Source organism: Candidatus Bathyarchaeia archaeon (assembly GCA_038882715.1).
In the GTDB taxonomy this organism is placed as follows: domain Archaea; phylum Thermoproteota; class Bathyarchaeia; order Bathyarchaeales; family DTEX01; genus DTEX01.
Map to the genome: position 1 here is coordinate 101,662 of JAVZNR010000004.1, position 24,571 is coordinate 126,232.

Below are 24,571 nucleotides of genomic sequence, written 5' to 3' on the forward strand. Positions count from 1 at the left end.
TACTTCAAATTCTTTTGTTAGTTTTCTGGCCTCCATCACGTATTCGGAGATGATTTCACCTCCGATGTTTCATCTCTCCATTCCATATTCGCCTTGAAAAATAACTTGAATTGTGCTTATTGCGGCGAGAAATCATGTTTGGCTTCACCATTCATTCGTAATTTTTAGCCTGAGCGTAGACGTGGATTGAACACTTCCTCTAAAGATCCAGACAGAAAGACTAGCCCAATCTGTAATAGTATAATGCATATTGCAGGGGCCAGAAGGGAAGCTTGCCTTATTGAGAATACGGCTCCCGCATAATTTACAGCTAGGTTTAGCATTACGCCCCAGTTTTGGCTTTTATAAGGCGCTAATCCGAGCATGAAAAGGCCTACTTGAGCGTAAATTGCTCCCGTGAAAGCGAATATGCCATTTATAATTATGTAGGGCATTATATTTGGCAGTATTTCGCTGAGTATAATGTGGATTGATGGCATACCGAGACATTTTGCCATTTCTATGAACCCTCTCTCCCTTAAAGAAAGGGTTTGAGCTCGAATTGCCCTTGAAAGGGGTGCCCACGCGGTTATGCTCAGTATCGCAGCCAGCAGCACTGGGTTCGAAGTCCTTAAAACGGAGGCTATGACAATTAGTAGCGGGAAGCTTGGGATTGTGAGAACTATATCCGTAACAGCCACTAATGCGGAGTCCATTTTACCTCCCATATACCCTGAAAGGATGCCCATAAAAGTAGCTACTGATGTAGTTATTAAGGCAGCTACGAAACCGACAAATAAAACGTCTTGAGAGCCAACTATGAGCATTGCTAATATATCTCTGCCAAACCAGTCTGTGCCAAGAGGATGTTTAAGGGAGGGGGGCTGTAATGCCTCACTTAAGCTCACAGTTGATGGATCATACTTCACTATCAATGGGCCGACTGTGGCCACTAACACAAAGAATGAGACTATTATGAGTCCCACGGTTCCTCTTTTACTCTTCAATATTATTTTTAGTGGATCGTATACGAGTTTTTTCAGAGTTTTTATCAATATTTCTTTAATCTGAGCCATATTTTCCACCTTACCTTTCAATTCTAACCCTTGGGTCAAGGACACCGTAGAGAAGATCGGCTATGAAATTAGATAATATGATTGCAAGCGTTGTTATAAGGAAGCAACCCTGCATTAAAGGATAATCTCTCGCTGTAACGCTATAAGTTAAGTAATAGCCTATTCCGGCGTAAGTGAAAATGTTCTCTATTAACACTGACCCCGAAAACATGTAGCCTATAGCTATAGCTAGCCTAGTGAATAGTGGTATTATCGCGTTTCTTCCAACATAAGAAAACATTATTCTTCTTCCCTTTAGTCCTCGCGCCTCCGCCACCTTTATATAATCTTCTCCTAAAACGCTTATAGTTGCACCTCTCATCTGCAGAATCCAGCTGCCTACTGTTGTAATAAGGAAAGAAAGTATTGGTAATGTCGCATGATAAAATATGTTAGATATAAATTCTAAAGTGAAGCCCGGAGGAATTCTAGGGTCACGGGTTCCCCTCATGGGGAAAATCTTCCATACGCAAGCGAAGAAAAATAGAAAGATAAGCGCTAAAACGTAGTTTGGTATAGCATTAGTTATCGTTGAAAGCAACGTGATCGTATGATCAGCCTTCGTATTTCTTCTATATGCCGCGAACATTCCGAGGATTATGCCTAGCATAAAGCTTAAAGTTATGCTGATGGACAATAGGAAGACGGTCCATGGAAGAGCATAAGAAATAATTCTTATTACTGGCACCCCAGTATAGATATAGGAGACTCCTAAATTACCCTTAAAAATCAGCTGCAAATATTCAATGTATTGTTCCCACGCTGGTTTCGAAAAATCTATTTGGTAAAGTGAGGAGACCATCATTCTAGCCTGCTCCATAGACATTCCCTGCTGCATGTATTGGTTGATCATAACATCGATAGGGTTCCCGGGCATTAAACGTATTAAAAAGAAGGTTAAGGTAATAGCTATATAGAAGGTTGTTAAAAGCGTAATTGTTCTTTTAACGATCCACCTCAAGGTCTAACCACCACCAAAAATAAAAAAAGGGAAGATTTAAAAATTTTTTCTATTTTCACCTCCGCCTTAGCGCCACTACCACGGCAGCTATCACCGCTATAACCGCCACACCGATAACGCCGTAGACCCATGTTGGTATAATTTCAACTGGCTTTTCTACCTCAACTGGCTTTTCAACTACGACTTCAACTGGTTTTTCAACTTCTACCGGTTTTTCGACCACGACTTGCTCGGGCGGTACCGGTTTCAATGTTCCAGACGCTATTATCCAGCCAAGAGCATAATATTCATCCTTTGAGTGCCAAAGGTAGAAGAGATCTCCTTTAGGAGGCCACTGCCACCTGCCAAGATAGTATACGTAAGTGCATGGCTTCTCTCTAAGGGTTATCCAAGGCAGATAATAGTTTGTTACCCAAGCGAGCGTCTTTAGCACCTCTTTCTGCTTCGCCATATCTACGGCTGATCCAAGCGCCACGGTTAAGTCCTTAACGCTTACCACCGTCCCATTCGGAAGTGTGGCGTACTCAAAGCCCTCGCCAACTTGCTCAGGTAGCTCAGGTATCCTTCCAAACTGCACAAAATGCCTATTCCAAGTCTCCCATGGATGTATCTGGAAGAAGAAGAACTCCAGTCCCATCACGAACTCTCCCCTTCTGAAGACTTCGCCGAACTTTGCCTCATCAATAGTTATCGGGTTCACTATAATGCCCACTCTCGCAAGCTGAGCTTTAAGGTTTTCAGCGCAGAGCACCCAGTCAGCCCAGGGCGGATTATAGAGGTCAAACTCAAATCTTGTTTTTCCATCAGGAGCTATCCATACGCCGTCTGAACCCTTAGTGCAACCAATCTTTTTGAGCAGCTCTTCTGTCTTCTTTGGATTGTAATCGTAGTTGTTTAGGTTATTTTTAGCCCAGTCTTCACCTAGGAATAGGGAAATGTGATCTGCAGTCATTCCACATGGATACTTAGCTGGGAATGACAGATTGGGGTGCGGAGACGCAGCTATAGCTAGCTCTGTGCGGTTAATGGCGTAAGCTATAGCCTGCCTGACCTCAGTAATATTGAGAGGATAAACCCTACAGTTGAACAGTAATATGTTTCCGTGAGTCCACCTAAGTATTGGAACGTATAACATTGGCTTCATTAAAACCTCTTGGTAAACCGCTGCGGGCAGATCTGGCGAGTTGAAGTCGAAAGCATATGTGAGCATTGGCGCTAATTGCGCTGTTCCTCCAATGTTAACCTGCATAAACTCATCGACATAAACGTTCTCGATGCCTCTCCAATATTGGGATCGCTTAACAAGCCATATATCGGCCTCTGTATACTCCTTTATTTCGAATGCTCCTGTTCCAATAGCTTTCGGCGGCCTGTAGTTTCTTAGCGCTTCCCTCAGTGGAGCCATCTCTTCTTCTGGAGCTCCCTTCTTAATGAGCTCGATCGCCTTATCGCTGAAGTTGCCGAAGACCGAATCTGACCATATGGCTGTCCTCATTATGTAGAACTCGGTTAGTATAAATGGCTTCTTTAAGTGGAAGACCACTTTGTAATCACCTTGGGCTTCAACGCTTTCGATGTAGTCCCAGAGCCACGACTTAACGAGATACCAGCAGTAAAATGTACATACAACATCTTTACTCGTGAAGTCTGTGCCATCACTAAACTTAATGCCCCTTCTAAGATTAACGGTTAAGGTTAGGCCGTCCTCGCTTAAAGACCAGCTCTCAGCCAACCAAGGTATCCAAGTCCAGTTAGCTAAATTTATGAAGGCTAATGGTTCAACGACAAGGCCTTCGGGACCAAAGTAGGAGCCTGTGGTGAACGGGTTCCAGTGGACAGGCGGTTTTATTGCAGGTTGACCGTAAGTGAATACTCTCGCTTTCTGCTCCTGTCCTCCTATTCTCGCAATGGAGAAGCTGCCGAAGAGTAAAGTCCCTAAAAGTATTATGACAAGAGCCAACCCGCGTATTTCGCCAATTTTTCTCTCCAATAATATTCCCCCTTCACGTAGAAAATATAGGGCTACTCTTTAAAAGTTTTTCTCAAATTTTAGGCATAAGCAATTTTGGATTAATTTTTTAAAGGTGTTAAGGAAATACTAGTTGTATGGATCCATCTACCGGTAGAGTTGCCTTTAATATAGGGGTTCTTCTAGTTTTTTTAGCGTTAATTCCTTTACCATTCTTAGATTTTAATTCAGCGGAGTTTATCGTTGACGTTATAGCGTTAACCGTTTCACTCGCCTTCCTATTATATGTATCTTACGATGTCAGAAAACAAGTAAAGCAGGCAGGTATATCAAAAGAAGATAAATAAAAATAATAGCCGTATAGCCTTTAAGCGAGAACCAAAATTTTAACGGCAAACTGATGTCTGAAACAATCACTTGCTGTAGAGGTGGCAGGCAACTAGATGCCCGTTTCCTAAATTCAGGAGCGACGGCACCACTTTCTTACATATATCCATTGCATATTGGCATCGAGTATGGAATTTGCATCCCGGCGGCGGGTTCATTGGGTCAGGGACGCCCTTAGATAAAGGTCTAAGACCCTCTAGGCTTCCAGTTACTGAGGGTATAGATTTTAAGAGGCCTTGCGTGTATGGATGCTTAGGTTCATAGAATATCTTCCATACGTCCGCTATTTCAACTATTTTGCCCAAATACATTACTGCGATTCTATCAGCTATTTCAGCTAAAACCGGTAAATCATGCGTTATAAATAACATCGTCAAGCTAGTCTCCTTATGAAGATCCTTAAGTATGTCAAGAATGTAGGCTTGTGTTAAAACGTCAAGGGCTGAGGTGGGCTCATCCAGTATTACAAGATCGGGATCAAGTATTAGGCTCAAAGCGATCAGCGACCTCTGCTTCATCCCACCGCTCATCTCATGCTGAAATAGTCTTAGAACTCGGTTTGGATCCAAAAGAACGTTTTTAAGTAGACCTGAAGCCTTAGAAAGCAATTCTTCTTTGTCCACCCTTTCCTCATGGTCAAGCACCGTGTCGAGGAAATGCTCCTTTATTCTCATCACAGGGTTAAAGGACGAGATCGCTCCTTGAAAAACAATTGATATGTTCTTCCACCTGAAGTTACGCAGTTCTTCCTCGGATAAGGACATTATATCTACCATGCTTCCATCTTTTCTCCTGAAAAACACCTTCCCGCTTTTAATATACCCATTTGGATCCACTTGCCTTATTATCGCGCGAGAGAAAACCGACTTACCGCATCCACTCTCTCCAGCTAGCCCTAAAACTTCACCACGGTACACGTCAAGACTTACATCGTCTACAGCTCTAAGTATTCCTCGTGGAAGCTTAAATTCAACAATTAGATTTCTAACTTCAAGTATAGTTTCGCCTTCATCCTTCCCCTTAAACCTAGGCTCCATAGATATCCACTAGTATATCTATTGTTTAAAAATTTTTTTTGGTTTTCGGTTAATCTTCGCTAGGATGAGTTGCATCCTTCGGGATCTAGATTATTTTCATCATCCTCGTCCATTTTCCGAGGGTTATGGTTTCAATAAACCCTTTCTTCTTATAGAATTCTTTTGCAGATATATTTTTCACTCCAACCCATAAGCCCATTAAATTTCTATCCTTTTTCCTCGCATAGTTAGTTGCTTCACCAATCAGTATGCTTCCTATTCCCTGCCCCCTGTAATTTGGATGAACAAAGAGCTCATGAATTTCACCTAGAATCTCTCCTTCAAAGTGGCTGAACCAATTTGCGTCGCATGCCATAAAGGCGACTGGCTCATTTAATTCAACTACAAGGAAACCTTTGGGGTCCCTCCTAAATAGCCATCCAAAATAATCTTTTATGTCCTTCTCATCAATATAAGCGTACTCTTCAAGCCCCCTATAGGACTCGACGTATAATTTAATAAAAGAATCGACGTCGCCCGTTCTCACATTCCTAACTTTCACAATAACCTTTTTTATCACTTATACTTAAAAATCTCTCGATGGGAGCCCTATCCCTCCTTAAAAGATTAGCCGAGATAGAATCTCCTTCTACTGGGAAAGAAGAAGAGACGGCATCATCTCAAACTGCTTGTAGAATCTAGGCTATAAAGTTCTAACAGAACTTCAAACGTTCTTGTTTTAATGGATACATTTAGAACAAAGTTAAATCAAGTTACCCCATCTTGCAGCAGCTAGTAATTTAAAGATCCTAGGCTTTCGTTTCAGCGTCACCTTTTGGGTTTAACCCCTTTATATTGGTGAACCCGATGGAGCCTTCTATTGCTTGTATCGGGAAAGGTCTCTTCATAGAGTATACGTATGGTATTGCTATATCGACTTTATCGCTTTCCTGTATCGCCTTAATTATTCTTTTTGTTAACTCATACATTATACGCGGTCTTTCCGTCGCATTAGTCATGAACCTAAGTCTCATAAATACACCATACCAGTCAGATACATCTGCACGAATATATGGCTCCTGCCCAGTTGCCTTTATAATATCCGCCGTGACCTCTTTGGCCGCGTTTAATAGGATTCTCTCGGCTTCATCCCAGTCAGAGTCAAATGTTATTCTTAGAACGAACTCGTCAAGTATATAAGCCGGGCCAGGCTCGGCTTCACCCGTACTAAACCTCTTTCTGAACATTTCGATGAGCTTTTCCTGCTCTTTAGGCGTATAGTTAATGATTAATGTGCCGAAAAGCATCGCGTTTGGTATTAGGATTGTTCTGTTTACTGGTTCCTCGCTTCCAACAGAGCCGCCCACCTGATTTAGTATTGTGTACAGTGGGGTGACGGCGACAACATCGCCGACTAAGCCATAGGATGGTAATTGAACTCTATCGCCAACGCTGAAGGGCCTAATGATCGATATCAGTAACCAACCAGCTATACCCGTTATAGGTGCTTGCAGAGACCATCCCAGAAACATCCCTCCAAAAGCTGCGAATACCGAGCCTAAAGCTCCAAGCGAAAACCAGTCGCTTAAAATGGATATTATTCCAGCTAGAATTAAGCCTGCCTTAATGACATTATTAATCATTATTACTTCGCCCTCTTTAGCGCCGACCCTCAACATCGCCGATCTTATCAGCAACGAGATGAGCATGTAGCCTATTGTGAGCCCTGCAAATAAGATAAGAGCTGAGATGAATCTTACTGCATACTGTTCACTCATGAAGAAAGCGAGCATTTTTGATCCACCAAGCAAGTAGTACCATAAAGCGATGGTTAGAGCTAAAGCAGCCATTATCAACGTTAACTTTCTCTGCATAATCACCACCATGCAAACATACTTACGATAAGACTTAGGAAAACACCTTTTTATCCTTTTATATAAAGAATAGCGAGTATAGTTAGTCAGAGGATCAGTGTTAAGCGCGGTTCACCGCAAAGTAACCGCTGACAGCTGGCTTATAGACGTCATCTCCCTTAAACTTTACGTAAACCTTGATTTGGTCTCCAATCTTAAGGGTCTTTAACCCTTCTACGACAAAAGATCCGGATTTATCGGTGGTTCCATAAGCAAGCATCTTATCATTTCTAAAGATTCTAGAATCATATATTTCTACTCGGGCTCTCTCTATGCCCTCGCCTGTAATAGCGTCAACAAGTTTACCGATTACTGTAAAGCCGGGGTTCCGCGAGAACTCGGATATTTTCTCAATAAATATGCGGCTTTCTCTCTTAGAAGCGCGCAGCCTTGGGGGAGAGCCTTTCGGCTGCATATATACTTCTTCGTCTTCTATGAAAACTTTATAATAATATTCGGCTTCAAACGGTGGTTTAAAAGATACAACTATTTTTTCGCTTGAGAGGGGAGGCAGGGTTACAATATGTTTAGAGTACTTTATGAGCATGTCAGGGAGAAGTTTATTGCTCTTAAATATCGCCACTTTAACTAGACCTATTGCCGGCTGCATTCTTAAGGGGTTCTCAACAATAGTCTCTACGAATACTCTATCGTAAACAAGGCAGCATGAGACTGGTTTTCCGGAGGGGTCAATCCACATGGAAGATTTGTATTGCGGTAAGGGACCCTTCAATTTAATACCACCATCAACGTGAACATGCTTTCAGGGAGCTCCTTAGGGAAGACAAGCGTAGATAAGGCAGCATGCAACAGCCAAAAACGCTCCAATTAAACCCCAAATAACCCATTCTGACGTGAAAATCTGGGGAAAAAGTTCCGCGATTACTGGAAAGACATGAACATAAATTAAATTAGCCATAGCTCCCAAAATAAAGCCCATAAACCCGATTATCGTTATCGCAAGCATCATTTTAAGTTTCTGGCTCATATCCTGCCCTCCGCATATTCCTCTTTTTCAGGGCCAAGACCGCTTTAGGCTGACTCTTCTTTAGAATGGGCCGAATATTTTAAACTATACATTATCGGGGCATCTACGTAGATAACATGTCTATATACTAGATATGAGTAGGAAAGTGTTAGGCAAAAGATCTGCTACGCTCGATATATTTATATGTTCATGCTTATATATTATCCATTGGGGGCCAATATGCCTGTTCAAAGGTTCAGGATAACTCCTACTTGTAAAAGCGCATTATTTAGAGCTAAGAGATGGTTTTACTCTACATTCTATACTGGGGTTCCAGCCGAGATAAAGGAGGAAAATAAGAAGGTTTGGGTCGACTTAGCCGCTAAGCTCGTCGAAGAGATAAATAAGCGCAACGCCACGGATAAGCCAGCTAGACTCATAATAAATTATGAAACGGGGCCGCGGGGAGAGTTTAAGCCGCTTTCAGCGACAATAGAGATTATGGAGATAAGACCGCTAGAAACCCTTACAATATTCACATCAAAAGAGGAAGAGAAAAAGAAATTAAAGGCAGAGCTGGAGGAGCTGGTTAGAAAGGCGAAAGAGCTGGGATTAAGTCTAAAGGATCTAGAAGAGATTTCATAGATCTCCGCATCGCCATCTTAGAACCTCTATTTTTGTCATGAATTGGATGAGTTGCTAGCGTAGATAGGGGTTGTGGCATCGTAAATCATTTAAGGATAATAACTCTAAATTTTATTTGTCAGCAGGTGGAAAATATGTCTGAGCCGGAGTTAAAAGAGGTCGGTAAAGTAACCCACTACTTCACAAAGATAGGTGTTGCAGTAATCAGTTTAACCGATACCCTATCAGTCGGTGATAGAATCCTCATAAGGGGCACAACGACAAATTTTGAGCAAACAGTTGAATCAATGCAAATAGAACATAAAAATGTAAATGTCGCGTATAGCGGGCAGAGCGTAGGGCTTAAAGTTAGCCAAAGAGTTAGGGAAGGCGATAAAGTCTACAAGATCCTTTAAGGAAAATATAATAAAATGCCTTTAGGTTAAGCGAGATTTTTAATCCTCTTATCTACTAATTATTTTTAGCCAGTGTTCCTTACATCTATGAGGTAGTGGATAATGGGCGAGAGGCTTACGGGGTATAGAGGGTTAGCTCTAAAGATTCTGCTTGAAGCTGGGGCTGAAATTGGGGACTTGATACGCGTAATTAGGGAGAATGATATCTTCGAAGGCATTTTGATCCCTAGATCAGAGTACAGCGATGACCGCCATATCGTGATAAAAATTAAGTCTGGCTATAATATTGGGGTTGAAGTTACGCCGACAACTAAAGTGGAGAAGATTGCTGCGGAGACAAAGCCAGCATTTATTCCTCCTCCGCTCCCAGAGCAGAAAATAGGCTTGCCGAGAGTCACTATTTTAAGCACCGGTGGAACAATAGCCAGCCGCGTTGACTATAGGACTGGAGCTGTTAGGCCAGTTATCTCAGCAAGCGATCTTTACAGCATTGTTCCAGAGCTATCGGAAATAGCTCTCATAGATGCGGAAATCCTTTTCAGCACCTTCAGCGAGGATTTAACTCCAAAGCATTGGTCAGCTATGGCTGAGGCTGTTGCCAGACATATCGCTAAAGGTGTTCAGGGCGTTGTTATAACGCATGGAACCGACACTATGGGTTATTCGGCTGCTGCTCTAAGCTTCGCCTTACAGAATCTTCCAGTTCCAGTCATATTAGTGGGTGCTCAGAGGTCTGAAGATAGGCCGAGCTCTGATGCAGCCATTAATCTTATAGGTGCGGTTTTAGCCGCTTCCAAAGCGCCATTTGCTGAGGTAGCTGTGGCGATGCATGAAACGCCATCAGATGAAACAGTGGTGTTACATAGAGGGACAAAGGTGAGAAAGTGTCATACCAGTCGCAGGGATGCCTTTAAAACAATAAATGCTAAGCCTCTAGCCAGAATCATCGACAATAATATTCATATGCTTATAGATGGTTACCGGCCTAGAGATCTAGGCCGCAGCCTCATATTAAAGCCGAGCTTTGATGAAAGGGTTGCATTAATAAAGTTTTATCCGGGCATGGATCCCAAAATCATAGATTGGTATGTTTCAGAAGGCTATAAGGGAATAATTCTTGAAGGGACGGGGTTAGGGCATGTTAGAAGAGAATGTTTTCCAGCAATTAAGAGCGCCATTGAGGATGGGGTAATCGTCGCTATGGCGTCGCAATGCATATGGGGGCGAGTGAACATGAATGTTTATTCTAACGGCAGAGATCTTTTGGCTATAGGGGTGATCCCGCTAGCAGATATGCTTGCTGAAACCGCTCTAGTTAAGATGATGTGGTGTCTAGCGCAGACAAAAGACTTGGACGAAGCGAAAAAACTTATGTTAACAAATATTGCAAATGAGTTTTCTGAGAGAACCGTGGAACCCGTAGAATATTCAAGAGTTTAGGGATGACGTCTCTGGTCTAGAGGTGATAATGAAAGATGAACATCAACTATAAAGAGCTGGGGCTCAAAGTTGGTTTAGAATGCCATCAGCAGCTTGCAACACGTGAGAAGCTATTCTGTAAGTGTCCCCCTCAGCTGTTCAAGGGAGAACCCGAGATGCTATTTATGCGAAGGTTAAGGCCAACCCAAAGCGAGCTAGGCCAAATAGATCCAGCAGCCTATTTTGAGTTCCAGAAAGGCGTGAAAATACTTTACGAGGCTGATGGTAAAACATCCTGTCTCGTTGAGATGGATGAGGAGCCGCCCCATGAGCTTAACCGTGAGGCTCTAGAAATAGCTTTAATAATAGCGTTAATGATGAATGCGAAGCCCGTAGACGAAATCTACGTTATGCGTAAAATCGTCATAGATGGATCAAACACAACCGGCTTTCAGAGAACATGCGTTGTTGCGTTAAATGGCTCAATAGAGGTTGACGGCAAAACAATCCCAATACAGCATGTAAGTCTCGAAGAGGACGCTGCGAGAAAGATGGGTGAAGAAGGCCTCTTAGTGCGATATAGGATCGATAGGCTAGGCATACCTCTCGTTGAGGTTACAACAGGGCCGCTTATAAATACGCCGGAGGAGGCTGAGAAAGTTGCGCTCGCAATAGGCAGAATACTGAGGGCTACGAGGAGAGTTAAACGCGGCATTGGTACAATAAGGCAAGATTTAAATATATCTATTAGGGACGGGGCTCTAGTCGAGGTAAAAGGCGTCCAGGAGCTCGAGTTAATCTCTAAAGTTGTTGAATATGAGGTGCAACGCCAACTAAATTTGTTAAAGATCCGCGACGAATTAAAGAAGCGAGGAGTTAAAGACGAGGATCTTAGGGAAGAATTCTTCGATGTAACTGACGTCTTTAAGGGGACAAAGTGTAGGGTGTTGCAAAGAGCCATAGGTCAAGGGGCAAGGGTATTCGCAGTTAAGCTACCTAGATTTTCAGGTCTACTGGGTTTTGAGCTTATACCGGGTTTAAGATTTGGCGGCGAGCTATCCGATAGAGCGAAATTCTGGGGCAGAGTAGGAGGCATACTTCACACCGATGAGCTGCGGTCTTATGGTGTTTCAGATGAGGAGATATCCGAGTTAAGAAGGCGAGTAAACGCATCTGAAGAGGACGCCATAGTATTAGTTGCGGATAAGATTGAGAACGCTATGGATGCGCTCAAAGCCGTTGTAGAAAGGGCTCGTGAAGCATTAAAGGGTGTGCCAGAAGAAACGCGCGCAGCTAACCCGGATGGAACAACAAGATATATGAGGCCCAGACCCGGGGCCGCTAGAATGTATCCTGAAACGGATGTTCCTCCCGTAAAGATCACTAAAGATTACTTGGAGAAGCTGAAGAAAGCCTTGCCCGAGCCTCCGGAGGAGACTGTTAGGAGACTAATGGGTGAGTATGGAATAAATGAGAAGCTTGCGAGGCAGCTCTCCGACTCAGAATACACCGATCTTTTCGAGGCAATAGTTAAGGAAACGGGTGTAACGCCTACAGTTGTGGCCGCAACGCTAACAGAGACATTTAAGGCTTTAAGGCGGGAGGGCGTAAACCTTGACGCTATATCTGATGAACAGATAATTGAGATATTTAGGTTGGTAAGTTTGGAGAAGACATCAAAGGAATCTATACCAGAGATAGTAAGGTGGCTAGCAAAGCATGAGGATGCTGCGCCAAGCGACGCTATAAGGGAGCTCGGATTAACGATGATTTCAGAGGACGATCTTAAAAGATTGATAGAGGAGTACTTAGAGAAGAATAGGAGTTTAGTAATGGAGAGAGGGATTGGCGCGCTTGGCACATTGATGGGTATTATAATGAGGGATCTGAGGGGCAGAGTTAAACCTGAGACGGTCAATAAAGTATTAAGGGAGAAAATCTCAGAGGAGCTTAAAAGGATCTAGATGATGCTGAAAAATCGCGTAAATTTTCAGGTACTAATTAAAGATACAGTTTAATTCGTAGATAAAAAATATAAAGGTCTTTGGATAAAAAAGGGAGTGGGTCACTTTATTGGGGAAAATTCAAGCCGAGATCAAAACATCGTTTGGTAAAATAGTGATCGAGGGTTCAACTGCCGATGAGTTAGTTGAGATAGTGAAATCTCTACCTGAGAATTTTATCAATGAGATTGAGCGAATGATTTCCTCCACATTTTCTCGGTCCAGCAGTGGTGACTTTGATGATATAGTTAGGATTACAGAGGATGGTCCGATTTTAGTTATGAAGGACATTAAGGCGATCACACAATATGAAGCCATCGCCTTAATCCTATACTTTTCAGAAAACAAGCGTAATAAGCCATCGAACATCAGATGCCTTCTGGAGCGCTCTGGAATGAATTTACAGGTTTCCTCTAGAATAAACGAGATGGCTAGACGCGGCTTAGTTTTTAAGCCAGTTCCGGGGAAACCTGAGTGGGCTTTGAGTCCGAAAGGTGAACGGTGGGTGGTTGAGGAAGTGCTGTTCAAACTCAAGAAAAATCACTAGTTTCATTTTCAGCTCTCTCTTGAAAATACTCATCGTACGCTCTAAGCATAGCCTTAACATATTCCTTCAACATGCTAGGCGTTACTTCCGGACTTATAGTCAAATTTATCGAGATGCTCGTTCTAGGTTCAGCGGCAATCCTAAGCGGAACTGAGATTTTCCCCCTAGCCTTCTTTATGACCTGCTTGAGGACTTTACTTTCTCCGGGAACCGCGGCTTTTTTGGGCGGGGGCGGTTTTACAGGCGTATATAGCCAGTCTATTTGGAAGGCGTATGCGATGAGGTCTAGAAAAGCATTAAGCCCAACCTTATCGGCCCTTAGGTCGCCGACAACCCTCGGCAATTCTACTAGAACGGTGTCCCTGCTCATCCCTTCATTCTTTATACGTTCCACAAACCTTGGGAGAAAATCCTCTTTGGACAAAATGTTTCTTAGCAACTGTTTAGTCAGATCGCTGTCAGGGTCTATTCTATACGCGTAAGCAAACTCTGCTGCTTCGCGGGTTAACTTATATTTACCTTGCTCCTTTTCGCTCTCCTCTATGAAACCCCAACTCTTAAGGAAACTATTGTTACGACTAATATTATGTAGCGTGACACTCGATTTCTCCGCCACTTCGCTTACACCAACATATTCTTTGTCCGCTCCAGCATTCAAGTAAGCAATTAAAATATCGCATATTTTTGAGAAGCTTAGGCGCCTAGGAAGAACTTTAGACATTGCTCTCATCTCCAATCTATTATAATCATTAACCGAGTAATAAAATTAGTCGGATCTATAGCGAATGATTTTTGTCTGCCCAGCAAAATCTTTTAATAAGCAAGGAAGAGAAATAATAGTAATACTAAACGCTTTTGAAGGACCCGTGAACTGTAATGGGCAGTGAAGAAGCAAACTTGGAGTTAACCGTAAGGTATAGAGATGTCGAAGCAAAGTTCTCTGGAAAACCGGATGATGTTATAAGGGCTTTCTTCGGCTTCATGAGTAAAGTTTTGCCGACTTATGATCTCGCATCTCAGCTAACTTTAACAATAGATTTAGAGGATCTTCTGGCAAGCGTAAAGAATTTAATAGCGTTTACGCCTGAAGGCCCCGTAGTTGTTGTTCCGCGCGAGAAGCTGGGCGGAGATAGGAATATAATCATGCTTAACCTTATTAGGGCTTATATAGGCTATAAAACTGGCCGTTTAGGAAAGGATTCGCTCTCAACATCTGAGATAATGGCTTTAACGGGTGGTAAAAGCGGAACCGTTGCGGCTCGCTTAAGTGAGCTAACAGACACGGGATTAGTGGAAAGAGTCGGGCGCGGAGAATACAGGGTGACAACGTTAGGGGTAAAGTATTTCTTAGATGAAATATTGCCTAAGATTAAGCTGGAGGAAAAGAACAGGGTTGAGCGAAAGGAATCTAGTTAAGGTTCACTTAGAGTTTGGTGAAATAAAAGCGGATTTTGAAGGGGAAGTTAATCAAGTCTTTGAGTCTATATTAAGATTTCTGTCACAAGTATGCCCGGCTATTGAGGTAGTTCAGAAAATAATCTACATGCCTGACTTAATCAACATGATGAATAATATCGTGGGGATCTTAGAGATAACTTCTGAAGGCCCCTTAATAAATCCAATGATCGATTTATCTGCTAAAAACGCCATCTGCCTAGCTCTGCTTGGCGCCTATATTGGCAACAGGGTTGGTAAACTTCAGAAAGATACGCTGTCCGTAAACGATCTGTCGAAATCAACTAGGAAGGCTAGGAAAACAATAAGTAATGATATTCCGAAACTTATTGAAAGTGGGTTGGTGGAGAAAGTTTCTGAAGGAGAATATAGAATAACTCAGTTAGGCATGAGAAAGGCTGAAGAGATTATAAGCGCGCTTAGAGAAGATAAATCAATCGTTGGTAAACAGCGCTAATCCGGCGCTAATAATTTTTAATGATTTTTAATGGCTTTTATTTTAAAGCTAGATTTACGCTAATAATATATACCCTAAACGCTAACCATTTATTCTACCCCATTTCTGGTCTGGGTGTGGTGAAAATTGAGGGGCAAACCTTTAGCCGCCATTGTTTCAGCCGGTTTATCTAAGTTCGGTAAAAGAGAAGGTTTATCCAGTAGGGAGTTGTTTGCGGAAGCCGCTATGGAAGCCTTTGAAAGATGCCCAAACCTTGATCCAAAAAGAGATGTGAAGGCTCTTATAGTGGGTAGCATGAGCGAGTCCTTTGAACACCAGTGCCATCTAGCCCCAATAATGTCGGATTGGGCAGGCATATTGCCGGTTCCAGCATCAAGAGTTGAGGTTGCTTGTGCTTCATCTGGCGCAGCAATAAGGTACGGTGTCTTCGCTGTGCTCTCAGGTTTATGTGACGTTGTAATGGTGGGCGGCTTCGAGAAGATGACGCATAGAACGACCTCTGAGGCAACAGAGTATTTAGCTATGGCCTCAGACTTTCCATTTGAGCAGTGGAACGGAGCAACATTTCCAGGACTTTTCGCTCTTATGGCTACTGCCCATATGCATAGATACGGAACAACCGAAGAACAGATGGCTCTTGTCGCCGTTAAAAATCACCATAATGGCGTATTGAATCCTAAGGCTCACATGCAGAGAGAGGTAACTGTTGAGCAAGTTTTAGGCTCAAGGGTTATCGCTAAGCCGCTGAAGCTCTTCGACTGCTCACTGATTTCGGACGGAGCCAGCTGCGCTGTCTTGACCAGCGTGGAAGTTGCCAGAAAATACACGGATACACCAGTTTACATAGTTGGCTCCGGCCACGGGACTGACGCTATAGGGTTGTATGAGAGGGATGATCTGACAAGCCTGAAAGCTACTAAAACGGCTGCTAAAGAAGCCTATGAGATGGCTGGTCTAAACCCGAAGGATATTGATGTCGCAGAGATCCACGACTGCTTCACAATAGCCGAGATAATCGCCTATGAAGATTTAGGCTTCTGTAAGCCCGGAGAAGGCGGAAAATTTATCGAGAGCGGGGCACCCATGTTGAATGGTGAGATACCGGTTAACACTAGTGGCGGGCTTAAGGCTAAAGGGCATCCTGTAGGCGCAACTGGCGTAGCTCAATTGTACGAGATTTACCTACAGCTAACAGGTCAGGCGGATAAGAGGCAAGTGGATGGCTGCGAGATCGGTTTAACGCATAATCTGGGTGGCAGCGGGGCCACGTGTATAGTTCACATATACCGTAGGGGGTGAGATAATGAGCGAAAACGTACCATTCACTATTGAGCAATTCTATAAATTTGTAAGCGAAAGAAAAATCATGGGTGTAAAATGCGAAAAATGTGAAAAAATCTTTGTCCCGCCTAGACCATTATGCCCAAATTGCCTCTCAACCAACTTAAAATGGATTCAGTTAAAGGGCAGAGGCAAACTTCTAACATACACCGTGATTCATGTCGCTCCAGAGAGGTTTCAGCATTTGGCTCCATATGCCCTTGGAATAGTTGAGCTTGAGGAGGGGGTTCGTTTACCAGGGATAATTCAGGGAGTTAAGCCTGAAGACATAAAGATAGGCATGAGTTTAGAGGTCGACTTCAACACAGACGTGCCGTCAACATGGCCTCAATGGCCCAAATACTTTTTTAGGCCGCCTTAAACCATTTTGATTGCGCTTTGACTGGGCGCTAAAGGTATCCCTCATATTTTTTCCTTTCATGTATTATGAGGTGAAGAATTTCAAGGCGGATATAGCGTATATAATTGCTAATTCTTAGCCTTCAACAACATAGCGGTAGTAAACGCTTTCTCCAGCCGTTGGACTACGCCTAATTATCTTCACTATGTCGCCGGGCTTAGCCCCAATAACCCTTATAATTGGATCAGATGTTTTTATGCGCGGTAGCTTATATTGCTCAACACGGTATTTTTCGAGGACAGCTTTTCTCTCTTCGGGTGAAAGAACCTCATGTATCGGAACCAAATAATGTTTAAATATGTTGAATGACGGGAAATCCTGCGGGATCAACTCAATATTGTTTTTTCGAGCTAAGGATTTAGCTGACTGCGTGTATTTTTCGCTAACTATTATGCCGCTCTCAACATTTTTTGAACTCATGTATTTTGTCATTTGATTGATGTGTTTAACGCCTATAGCGTCCGTTAGTGAAGTTGTCCAAATAAGTATCCTTTTCCCCTCAACGTCTTCAACAATAGTTAGTACGCCATCTTTAGTCTCTTCTTTCTCCAAAACTTTATAGTTCCTGAGCTCGATGAGAACTTGCGTTTTTCTTTCAAGCAGGGCGTTGAGAGTCAAAAGTTTAAAGCCTCCCTTTTAGCTAAGCATTGAGCTATTCAGTGTAACCTAAACTTTTAAACTTTACGTTTACACCTTTCTCTAATAGAATGTTTGCTGAACAATCGCCGCGGCTCCCAGCGCGTTGGCAAACTCGCAGTTGCTTGGTACTATCGCCTTTGCACCAAACATTTTAACAGTTTCGCACATTATTCTAGAGATTATCTTGCTTTTAGGAAGCATTCCGACAAGAATGATGCTATTCTCCAGATTGTATGCTTTGGCAGCCATAGCTGCTAAAACCCCAATTGTCTGCGAAACCATATTGAAAATTCCTGCAGCAACATCTTCGGCTCTAGATTCGCATGTTAATTTTCCAAAGTTTGAGGCTGTTGCATCAACTGGAACTATGCCTATTGGTCCGCCAACTATATCGCCAACGGTTAAATCCACGTTTCTAGCGTCCCCTCTTAAAGCCATATTTTCCAGATCCTCAAAACTCAATGACCCTAGAAGCCTCCGTGAGAGGCCGATTATTGTGCCCCCACCTACACCTGTCCCGCCAACATGCTTCGCGATTCTCCCATTATTATATGCGGCGACAATTGCTGTTCCAGTCCCGGCGCTAATAACTAACCCCTCGCTTCTACCAGCTAGCAATAAGCCTCCTAATCCTATAGCTGATATTTCATCTACCCGCTTAACCGGTAGACCAAGGATTTCTCCCCCAATAAATCTTGAGCCGCCACCCGATGCCGCCACAATTTTTATACGATTTTTAAAATCTTCGTCAATCTTCCCAACGAAAGAAATTAGAGTCCTTGAAGCCGCGGTCTTTAGGTCTTCTACCGGCAAAATCTGCTTTTCAATGATCTCTAGGCTCTTGTTTACAAGAATAGCTTTAGCAAAGCTTGCACCTATATCTAAGCCTATTATCATAGATTTGCCTCAAGCGCAGCCTATCTGCCTGCTTAAAATTTCTAGAATAAAAACTTTTAGGCTGATCTCGGCGGGTTATTACGCGTTTAGCGGCAAGTTGGAACATGTTTAAACATTTCATACAAAAATCTTATCTCTATAAATGGCATATCATCATCGCAAAAAGGCTGAGAGATTAGATCACTATGAAGACAATTGATGTTATTGCGAGCGCTGTATGTGGCGTTCTCTATGGGGCTGTCGGCTACATGATTTATTCCCTAGCACCGATAACTGCGCCGGGTGTTGGGATAGTTAGATTTTGGCCATCTGTTGTCATACCAGCTGTTTTCGCGGTTCTTTTCGGGCCATTTGTCGGGGGTTTAGGCGCGGCCATAGGGATATTTATAAGCGATATGGCGATACATGGCGACCCGTTACTCAGCCTTTCGGCAGGGGTTACTTCAAACTTTATTGGTTTTTACTTGCTAGGATACATTTCGAGAAGAGGGATAGATTGGACTAAAACTTTAACCATTACAAGTATAGTCCTCCTATCCGCCCTTCCAGTATTGGAATATGTTCTCCTAACGTATGTTTCGCTTAACGCTGCAATATTATTCATAGGGCTCCTAATAGCGAGCTACATTTTGATGGCATCTATAGGTTACCTGTGGCCTCAATGGCGGAGCTACGGCATAGCATCAATAATCGGTTTAGGGGTCGGAAGCACGATAATAGGCTTTGTTGTTTGGGCTTACAGTCAAATATTTGTTCTGCCGCCAGCAGTTGGAGGAGGTTTCCAGCTACCATTATATGCGGCATTAATATGGTTAGTGTGGACATTTGCGACCGAAATACCTTTCCTCATAGTTCTCGGACCACCAATATTAAGAGTTTGCTTTCAGGCATTTCCATCGTTAAACCCTTTAGAAACCCCAGTTACGAGCGCTAAAGAAGCAGGAGTTGAGGGAAAATAATGTTTAAAATTGTTGCAGTAGGCGGGACATTCGATGAGCTCCATAAAGGACATAAGACCTTACTCACCATCGCGTTTAGATATAGTGAAAATGTCTGGATAGGGCTCTGCACGGACGAGTTTGCTAAGAAACTGCGTAAAAATCATGAGATCGCGCCCTATGAGAATAGGGCTGAAGAGATCATGAAGTTCCTTAATGATTTAGGTGTTTCTGAGCGGGCTAAGATAATTCCATTATCCGATCCTTACGGTCCAGCTGCGACGAGCGCTGAGATAGAGGCTATTGTCGTTAGCAGAGAGACCGAGCCTAGAGCCAAAGAGTTGAACGCCATAAGGGTGAAGAATGGACTTAAACCGTTAGAGATAATTGTGATAGATATGGTTCTCGCCGAAGATAAGGTTCCCATATCGACGACGAGAATTAGACGCGGCGAAATAAATCGAGAGGGAAAACTCCTAAGAAAGGATTAAACAATTATTTAAGTTGCTTCTGAATATTTTTAAATTGAGGTTAAAGCGCTAAGTCCGTAGTGGTGTAGTTGAAGAGAACGGGTTTTACTGAGCTGCCGCTCCATGATGGTAAGGCGCCTCAGTGGTTAATTAAGAGAATGATGAAGCTGGCTAGAGAGATTGTCACAATAATCGTTGATGAATATGGGCGTGAGGCTTTTCTCTATAGAGTTTCAGACCCATATTGGTTTCAGGCCTTTGGATGCGTCTTAGGCTACGACTGGCACTCCTCAGGGGTCACAACCGTTGTCACAGGGGTGCTGAAAACGGCGTTAAAGGAGGGAGATTTAGGTATAGCTGTCTGCGGCGGCAAGGGTAAGGCTTCAAAGGAAACACTTTCGGAGATAGTTAAGATTGGAGAAACATTCAACCTCTCAACCAAAAAGATAGAGAGCCTACAGTATGCAAGCAGGATGAGCGCAAAGGTCGACAACACGGCGATACAGGCTGGTTACCCTCTCTACCACCACGCATTTTTCCTCATTGAGGACGGTAAATGGGCTGTAGTACAGCAGGGCATGAACATAAATGATAGGACGGCTCGAAGATACCATTGGCTCTCAGACCAGGTGGAAAGCTTCGTTGTTGAGCCGCATAAGGCTATAATTGGCGACGTAAAGCGTCCCATAGCCCTAGATATGACTGCAAAAGAGAGCGAGAGCTGCCGAAAAACTTCAGTTGACATAGTTAAAGAAAGGCCGGAGAGAGTTATTAGAATGTTTGAGATGATACGGCCAGCATATCAGAAATCTCTTCAAGAATGGATCCCAAATATGTCAGCTATGGGGCGGGAGAATTATGTTGCAGAGTTCCTTAAAATGCCGTCCACAATAAATTGGAAGGCTCTGGAAAGGGCATATGAAATACAGCCTAGAAACTACGAGGAGCTGCTAGGCATTAGGGGGATAGGGCCATCAACCGTTAGAGGCTTAGCGTTGGTGGCCGAGATAATATATGGCGACAAGCCTAGCTGGAGGGATCCAGTCAAATATTCTTTCGCCTATGGTGGGAAGGATGGAGTCCCATATCCGGTTGATAGGAAGGCTATGGATGAATCAATAAAAATATTGGGGGAGGCTGTTAAAAAAGCCAAGATAGGCGACAGAGAGCGCTTAAACATGCTCCAAAAACTTAGGAGATTTGTGCCTCTGGACATGAAGATTTAAGGCTCAACAGAATACACGGCCGCTAGATTATCCCTATGGGTAATCCGTCTCCACGGATATCTGAGTATCCGGCCTTAAGCCTTCCTTTGATTTCAACTATGGCTGCCACACCCATCTTAGCTGGATGCGACAGTTTCCTTAACTCGTAAAGTCTTCTAGAAGCTTGAGAATATGTAGCGTAGTTACTCCCTGAGTGTTAGGGGGCATCTCATAGACTTTTTTACCACGATACTCAATTGACAGGGGGTCGCCGAATTCACCGCTATATCTTTTGAAGTCCTCTAACTCTAGTACCCCGACAAGAGAATTAACATAATCCACGATGCTTTCAGCAATTTCACCCTCATAAAAGCTTCTTGGATCCGATTTCACTATTTCTAAAGCTTCGGCAAGACCTTTAAATGAAATTACATCGCCTTCACATGGAGCTCTATCGCCTACGAGATACGTTTCCCTCGAACCCCTATCTTTCATAAGTTCATCTTTGAGGTTGCTTAAGGCTTCACACAAACTTTTAGTCGCCGGGAAACCATGTGCGATTTTGATCGCTGGAAGTATGAGCCTGCCCCACTCTAAGCTCCCAAATCTCCTCCACAATTTATGCAGGCCATCAACCATTCCCGGAACAGATATAGAATATACGCCGTGGGATGGCATGGAGGAAAAGCCTAGTTTCCGCATGAAATCTAATGTAAGTCTTCTAGGGGCATAGCCGCTACCGTTAAGGAAGTGCACGCGGCCGTTAGGATCCATTATTAAAGCGAAAAAGTCTCCACCAAGCCCAGATAGATGTGGCAGAACGACGCTTAAAGAAAAGCCTATGGATACGGTAGCATCTACAGCGTTACCTTCTCTTAGAACGCTCTAGAGTAGAAGGGAGACTTAAGATACATGTGAAAAAGTATTCCGCACGTCATATTTAATTTTAAGCGACTAAGTAATCTCTATCGTGATCCAAGAACAGATCTTTAGTGGACCGCCACATATATTTGCAATCACTTCTCAAACTAGGGCTTTATCATCTTCAGCGTTTCCCTAAATTCCTGCGTTCCAGCCTTCTTTAAAAGTTCGTAGATGAGCATCTCAGTTGAAGCCACTATGACCCCGTTATCCCTTAATCTTTCGACAGCGATCTCTTTGTCCTCTAGATTCCTCGAGGATGTTGCATCATTAACAACACAAACTTTAAAGCCCTCTTTTAGCCCTTCTATGGCTGTCTGCATAATGCATAATGCATATGTGCACTTCTGTCAAGTTATAGAGACCTTGACAGAAAAGAGTAATACGCTGGTTTACGCTCATCTTATCAATTTTAAAGCATATCCATGCAAAAGCATTAAAGAAACCAAAAATAAATAGTCAAGCTGATAGAAACTGGATTGGAGCACGTCAGTAACACAAACAATATAAAACTCTTCAGTAAACGTAAAATCTGAAGAGATGGCTAAACTTGAAGGAGCCGAGGCCCATGGAGAAAGGGTTGGGGCCGTGGTCGAGCTTGGTCTAAGATACGCGCCTGGGGCGTGCGTGGTCGTGGGTTCAAATCCCACCGGCCCCACCATTATTGCACCTATGACAGTTTTGTTAATTTTGCTTTATGGTTGTTAAAGAGAGGGAATAGGGAGAGTACTGTTAAGAGGAAACTAAGGTTTCTTAAGTCTTTAAGTGGTTCTCCTCAAGAAATGATGCTTCAAGTTCTATCTAAGAATTGGGTTGACAAGAGTAAAGCTTATGCTTTAGAAACAGTAAGGCAATATGCTGAGTTTCTAGGTTTAAAGGTTGAGAAACCTAAGTTTAGAGTTTACGATAACGCTAACATTTATGTGCCTACTCCAGACATGGTTAGACAGTTCATTTATAGGGTTAGAAGTGTGAAGAATAGAGCTATTATTCTCTTAGCAGTTGAAACGGGTGCAACTGCTTCAGAGATTTTTAACCTAAAATGGAGTGATGTGAACTTTCAGAATAAAACCATAGTTATTAGAGGAGTTAAGGGACATAAGAGTTTCACTTATCAAATAAGTGATGAACTTGTTACCCTACTCTCCCAAATACCTAAGAATGATGAGAGAATCTTTAATTATGCTAAGAGTGAATACATTAATAAGTTTATTAGGGATTATAGGATTAGGTTAGCTAAGGAAACTAATAACCCAGATTTTCTTAAAATCCACTTCCACACCTTTAGGCATTTTGCTATCTCATGGTACTACTTTAAGACTAAGGATATTGTAGCTACCCAACGTTTCGCAAGGCACTCAAATATTCAGAACACCTTAAGATATGTTCACATAGTCCAATCATGGATAAGGGAAAACGCCTATGATGTTGTGTACGCTCAGACAAAAGAGGAGTTATCAAAGTATCTTTCAGAAGGTTATGAATATGTGACTAAAACAGAGTGGGGATACTGCTTAAGAAGGCCTAAATTAAATTTTTAAGGATCTCTTCACCAACTTTCTCTTGAGTGTAGGTTAGTATAAAGTCTAGCTTTGAGTGCTTAGTTATTTTTGCTACTATGCTAGGGTTCACTTGATGCTTTAGAAGGTAAGTTATAAATGCGTATCTTAAACTATGAGTGTTAAAACCAAGCTTCTGCTTGCAGAAAACCTTAACCCTTTTCGTTAAAACCCCTTCATCATCATCTAGAAACATGCATTTCTCTCTTTCTATCTCGTTTGGAATTATCATAAGGCGCTTTTCAACCCTCTTCTTCTTGCTAACATTAACATTCAGTTCTCTCTTTCCAGTCTTAACGAACTCTATGAAAGCTCTAACTGCTTCGCTAACCCTTGAACCGTTACGCAATTGTGTTAAGAGTATTGCATAATAACAATATTGTTTATTATTCCTAGCTCTCTGCAGTCTTCTCAAAAGCACGCTATAGCAATATTCGTAATCTAAACCCTTATCCCATTTCATATTTTTACCTTATTTCGTTAATTGTTAATAACTCTTTCAGACAATGCGCCTTTTCCATTTACCATAGAACCATAAGGTAAACGGAAAAATATGCCACAAGTAGGTATTTTGAGGTTAAAGGGGTTAGGGTAAACTGCTTCAAAATATGCACTTGTGAAATGTATTTTTGGTTAAGGGTTAATTATGAAAGGGGAATTATTGCCCTTCTTTTAGATTAATTCCCACATTGCGGTAATTCGTAACGATAGCGTTCACAAGCAAAGCTACAACAATGATAAAGACTAAGGATATTTAACTTACTTTACCTTCTTGTTTCTCATAGAAATCAAGCAATTCTCGGATTATATCATCAAATGTTCTTGCCTTACCGTTCTTTGCGGTAAGCATTGCTTTCAGCTTCAATAAGCGAATGTAGGTTTCATCTGAGATTCTTACGCCTCTGTAAACCATTTTTTCACCAAGTTTCATTTGTAACAATGTTTAATTTAAACTTTTTGTAACAGAATGTAA

The 24,571-nt window shown here is 42.5% G+C and carries 28 protein-coding genes, 1 tRNA gene and 2 pseudogenes; 15 read left to right on the forward strand and 16 right to left on the reverse strand.

What is annotated here, in order from left to right; translation table 11 throughout:
• Positions 1 to 164 precede the first annotated feature (164 nt).
• The 3 genes from QXR61_03840 to QXR61_03850 are packed head-to-tail and all read right to left on the reverse strand — an operon-like array spanning position 165 to position 4,045.
• Complete coding sequence (locus QXR61_03840; GenBank protein ID MEM3757079.1) at positions 165 to 1,055, reverse strand: ABC transporter permease; 891 nt, start codon at positions 1,053 to 1,055, stop codon at positions 165 to 167.
• Positions 1,056 to 1,065: 10 nt separating this feature from the next.
• The gene (locus QXR61_03845) at positions 1,066 to 2,055 is read right to left on the reverse strand and encodes an ABC transporter permease (protein MEM3757080.1); all 990 of its coding nucleotides are present in this window, start codon (positions 2,053 to 2,055) and stop codon (positions 1,066 to 1,068) included.
• 55 nt (positions 2,056 to 2,110) lie between these two features.
• Positions 2,111 to 4,045, reverse strand: coding sequence for an ABC transporter substrate-binding protein (locus QXR61_03850; protein ID MEM3757081.1), 1,935 nt, complete (start codon positions 4,043 to 4,045; stop codon positions 2,111 to 2,113).
• A 116-nt stretch (positions 4,046 to 4,161) separates the two neighbouring features.
• Between QXR61_03850 and QXR61_03855 the strand changes: the two genes are divergently transcribed.
• Entirely contained in the window at positions 4,162 to 4,371 is a 210-nt protein-coding gene (locus QXR61_03855; GenBank protein MEM3757082.1) for a hypothetical protein, read from the forward strand.
• Between the two features lie 66 nt (positions 4,372 to 4,437).
• Here the strand turns inward: QXR61_03855 and QXR61_03860 are convergent, their stop codons facing one another.
• The 5 genes from QXR61_03860 to QXR61_03880 all read right to left on the reverse strand — a co-directional run bounded on the left by QXR61_03860 (position 4,438) and on the right by QXR61_03880 (position 8,328).
• Positions 4,438 to 5,448, reverse strand: a complete 1,011-nt coding sequence (locus QXR61_03860) for an ABC transporter ATP-binding protein (GenBank protein MEM3757083.1) — start codon at positions 5,446 to 5,448, stop codon at positions 4,438 to 4,440.
• 85 nt (positions 5,449 to 5,533) lie between these two features.
• Positions 5,534 to 6,007 carry a GNAT family N-acetyltransferase gene (locus tag QXR61_03865; protein ID MEM3757084.1) on the reverse strand — a complete coding sequence of 158 codons (474 nt, stop codon included), beginning with the start codon at positions 6,005 to 6,007 and terminating at the stop codon, positions 5,534 to 5,536.
• Between the two features lie 229 nt (positions 6,008 to 6,236).
• Positions 6,237 to 7,301, reverse strand: coding sequence for a mechanosensitive ion channel family protein (locus tag QXR61_03870; GenBank protein MEM3757085.1), 1,065 nt, complete (start codon positions 7,299 to 7,301; stop codon positions 6,237 to 6,239).
• Positions 7,302 to 7,401: 100 nt separating this feature from the next.
• Positions 7,402 to 8,073 (reverse strand): hypothetical protein, encoded by a 672-nt coding sequence (locus QXR61_03875; GenBank protein MEM3757086.1) that lies wholly within the window; start codon positions 8,071 to 8,073, stop codon positions 7,402 to 7,404.
• 42 nt (positions 8,074 to 8,115) lie between these two features.
• Positions 8,116 to 8,328 (reverse strand): hypothetical protein, encoded by a 213-nt coding sequence (locus QXR61_03880; GenBank protein MEM3757087.1) that lies wholly within the window; start codon positions 8,326 to 8,328, stop codon positions 8,116 to 8,118.
• Positions 8,329 to 8,547: 219 nt separating this feature from the next.
• On the opposite strand from QXR61_03880, the gene QXR61_03885 reads away from it, so the two are divergent.
• The 5 genes from QXR61_03885 to QXR61_03905 all read left to right on the forward strand — a co-directional run bounded on the left by QXR61_03885 (position 8,548) and on the right by QXR61_03905 (position 13,316).
• Complete coding sequence (locus tag QXR61_03885) at positions 8,548 to 8,952, forward strand: hypothetical protein (GenBank protein ID MEM3757088.1); 405 nt, start codon at positions 8,548 to 8,550, stop codon at positions 8,950 to 8,952.
• 134 nt (positions 8,953 to 9,086) lie between these two features.
• Positions 9,087 to 9,347 (forward strand): translation elongation factor-like protein, encoded by a 261-nt coding sequence (locus tag QXR61_03890; protein ID MEM3757089.1) that lies wholly within the window; start codon positions 9,087 to 9,089, stop codon positions 9,345 to 9,347.
• Between the two features lie 102 nt (positions 9,348 to 9,449).
• Positions 9,450 to 10,787 (forward strand): Glu-tRNA(Gln) amidotransferase subunit GatD, encoded by a 1,338-nt coding sequence (gatD, locus tag QXR61_03895; protein ID MEM3757090.1) that lies wholly within the window; start codon positions 9,450 to 9,452, stop codon positions 10,785 to 10,787.
• Positions 10,788 to 10,822: 35 nt separating this feature from the next.
• Positions 10,823 to 12,730 (forward strand): Glu-tRNA(Gln) amidotransferase subunit GatE, encoded by a 1,908-nt coding sequence (gene gatE, locus QXR61_03900; GenBank protein ID MEM3757091.1) that lies wholly within the window; start codon positions 10,823 to 10,825, stop codon positions 12,728 to 12,730.
• 109 nt (positions 12,731 to 12,839) lie between these two features.
• The gene (locus tag QXR61_03905; protein MEM3757092.1) at positions 12,840 to 13,316 is read left to right on the forward strand and encodes a hypothetical protein; all 477 of its coding nucleotides are present in this window, start codon (positions 12,840 to 12,842) and stop codon (positions 13,314 to 13,316) included.
• On the opposite strand, the gene QXR61_03910 is transcribed toward QXR61_03905, so the two are convergent.
• Positions 13,300 to 14,037 carry a hypothetical protein gene (locus QXR61_03910; protein MEM3757093.1) on the reverse strand — a complete coding sequence of 246 codons (738 nt, stop codon included), beginning with the start codon at positions 14,035 to 14,037 and terminating at the stop codon, positions 13,300 to 13,302. The genes QXR61_03905 and QXR61_03910 overlap by 17 nt on opposite strands.
• Before the next feature lie 155 nt (positions 14,038 to 14,192).
• On the opposite strand from QXR61_03910, the gene QXR61_03915 reads away from it, so the two are divergent.
• The 4 genes from QXR61_03915 (at position 14,193) to QXR61_03930 (ending at position 16,930) form a co-directional block, all read left to right on the forward strand.
• A complete protein-coding gene (locus QXR61_03915) occupies positions 14,193 to 14,732 on the forward strand; it encodes a hypothetical protein (GenBank protein ID MEM3757094.1) in 540 nt (179 codons plus the stop codon).
• A complete protein-coding gene (locus QXR61_03920; protein ID MEM3757095.1) occupies positions 14,710 to 15,228 on the forward strand; it encodes a hypothetical protein in 519 nt (172 codons plus the stop codon). Before QXR61_03915 ends, QXR61_03920 begins: the two co-directional genes overlap by 23 nt.
• Positions 15,229 to 15,354: 126 nt before the next feature.
• Positions 15,355 to 16,527, forward strand: a complete 1,173-nt coding sequence (locus QXR61_03925; GenBank protein ID MEM3757096.1) for a thiolase domain-containing protein — start codon at positions 15,355 to 15,357, stop codon at positions 16,525 to 16,527.
• 4 nt (positions 16,528 to 16,531) lie between these two features.
• Positions 16,532 to 16,930: a Zn-ribbon domain-containing OB-fold protein gene (locus QXR61_03930; protein MEM3757097.1), complete on the forward strand. Its 399-nt coding sequence runs from the start codon at positions 16,532 to 16,534 to the stop codon at positions 16,928 to 16,930.
• Between the two features lie 114 nt (positions 16,931 to 17,044).
• On the opposite strand, the gene QXR61_03935 is transcribed toward QXR61_03930, so the two are convergent.
• The 3 genes and pseudogenes from QXR61_03935 to QXR61_03945 all read right to left on the reverse strand — a co-directional run bounded on the left by QXR61_03935 (position 17,045) and on the right by QXR61_03945 (position 18,505).
• Entirely contained in the window at positions 17,045 to 17,296 is a 252-nt protein-coding gene (locus QXR61_03935) for a DNA-directed RNA polymerase subunit H (protein MEM3757098.1), read from the reverse strand.
• Between the two features lie 3 nt (positions 17,297 to 17,299).
• Positions 17,300 to 17,587, reverse strand: a pseudogene (locus tag QXR61_03940) (restriction endonuclease).
• Positions 17,588 to 17,668: 81 nt separating this feature from the next.
• A complete protein-coding gene (locus tag QXR61_03945; protein MEM3757099.1) occupies positions 17,669 to 18,505 on the reverse strand; it encodes a hypothetical protein in 837 nt (278 codons plus the stop codon).
• A 185-nt stretch (positions 18,506 to 18,690) separates the two neighbouring features.
• Between QXR61_03945 and QXR61_03950 the strand changes: the two genes are divergently transcribed.
• The 3 genes from QXR61_03950 (at position 18,691) to QXR61_03960 (ending at position 21,139) form a co-directional block, all read left to right on the forward strand.
• Complete coding sequence (locus QXR61_03950; protein ID MEM3757100.1) at positions 18,691 to 19,464, forward strand: hypothetical protein; 774 nt, start codon at positions 18,691 to 18,693, stop codon at positions 19,462 to 19,464.
• Positions 19,464 to 19,934: a phosphopantetheine adenylyltransferase gene (locus QXR61_03955; protein ID MEM3757101.1), complete on the forward strand. Its 471-nt coding sequence runs from the start codon at positions 19,464 to 19,466 to the stop codon at positions 19,932 to 19,934. The genes QXR61_03950 and QXR61_03955 overlap by 1 nt, the downstream gene beginning before the upstream one ends.
• Positions 19,935 to 20,002: 68 nt before the next feature.
• Positions 20,003 to 21,139, forward strand: coding sequence for a DUF763 domain-containing protein (locus QXR61_03960; protein ID MEM3757102.1), 1,137 nt, complete (start codon positions 20,003 to 20,005; stop codon positions 21,137 to 21,139).
• 138 nt (positions 21,140 to 21,277) lie between these two features.
• Here the strand turns inward: QXR61_03960 and QXR61_03965 are convergent.
• Positions 21,278 to 21,982 (reverse strand): annotated as a pseudogene (locus QXR61_03965) (gamma-glutamyltransferase).
• Positions 21,983 to 22,146: 164 nt separating this feature from the next.
• A complete protein-coding gene (locus QXR61_03970; GenBank protein ID MEM3757103.1) occupies positions 22,147 to 22,362 on the reverse strand; it encodes an isochorismatase family protein in 216 nt (71 codons plus the stop codon).
• Positions 22,363 to 22,621: 259 nt separating this feature from the next.
• Here QXR61_03970 and QXR61_03975 point away from each other — a divergent pair.
• Positions 22,622 to 22,700: transfer RNA gene (locus tag QXR61_03975), tRNA-Pro, on the forward strand.
• A gap of 121 nt (positions 22,701 to 22,821) precedes the next feature.
• The gene (locus QXR61_03980) at positions 22,822 to 23,580 is read left to right on the forward strand and encodes a site-specific integrase (GenBank protein ID MEM3757104.1); all 759 of its coding nucleotides are present in this window, start codon (positions 22,822 to 22,824) and stop codon (positions 23,578 to 23,580) included.
• Here QXR61_03980 and QXR61_03985 read toward each other — a convergent pair.
• Together QXR61_03985 and QXR61_03990 are read right to left on the reverse strand one after the other, a co-directional pair.
• On the reverse strand, positions 23,564 to 24,061 hold the full coding sequence (locus tag QXR61_03985) for an integrase (GenBank protein MEM3757105.1): 498 nt from the start codon (positions 24,059 to 24,061) through the stop codon (positions 23,564 to 23,566). The two genes, QXR61_03980 and QXR61_03985, sit on opposite strands and share 17 nt — an antisense overlap.
• A 291-nt stretch (positions 24,062 to 24,352) precedes the next feature.
• Complete coding sequence (locus QXR61_03990) at positions 24,353 to 24,511, reverse strand: hypothetical protein (GenBank protein MEM3757106.1); 159 nt, start codon at positions 24,509 to 24,511, stop codon at positions 24,353 to 24,355.
• Between the last annotated feature and the right edge of the window lie 60 nt (positions 24,512 to 24,571).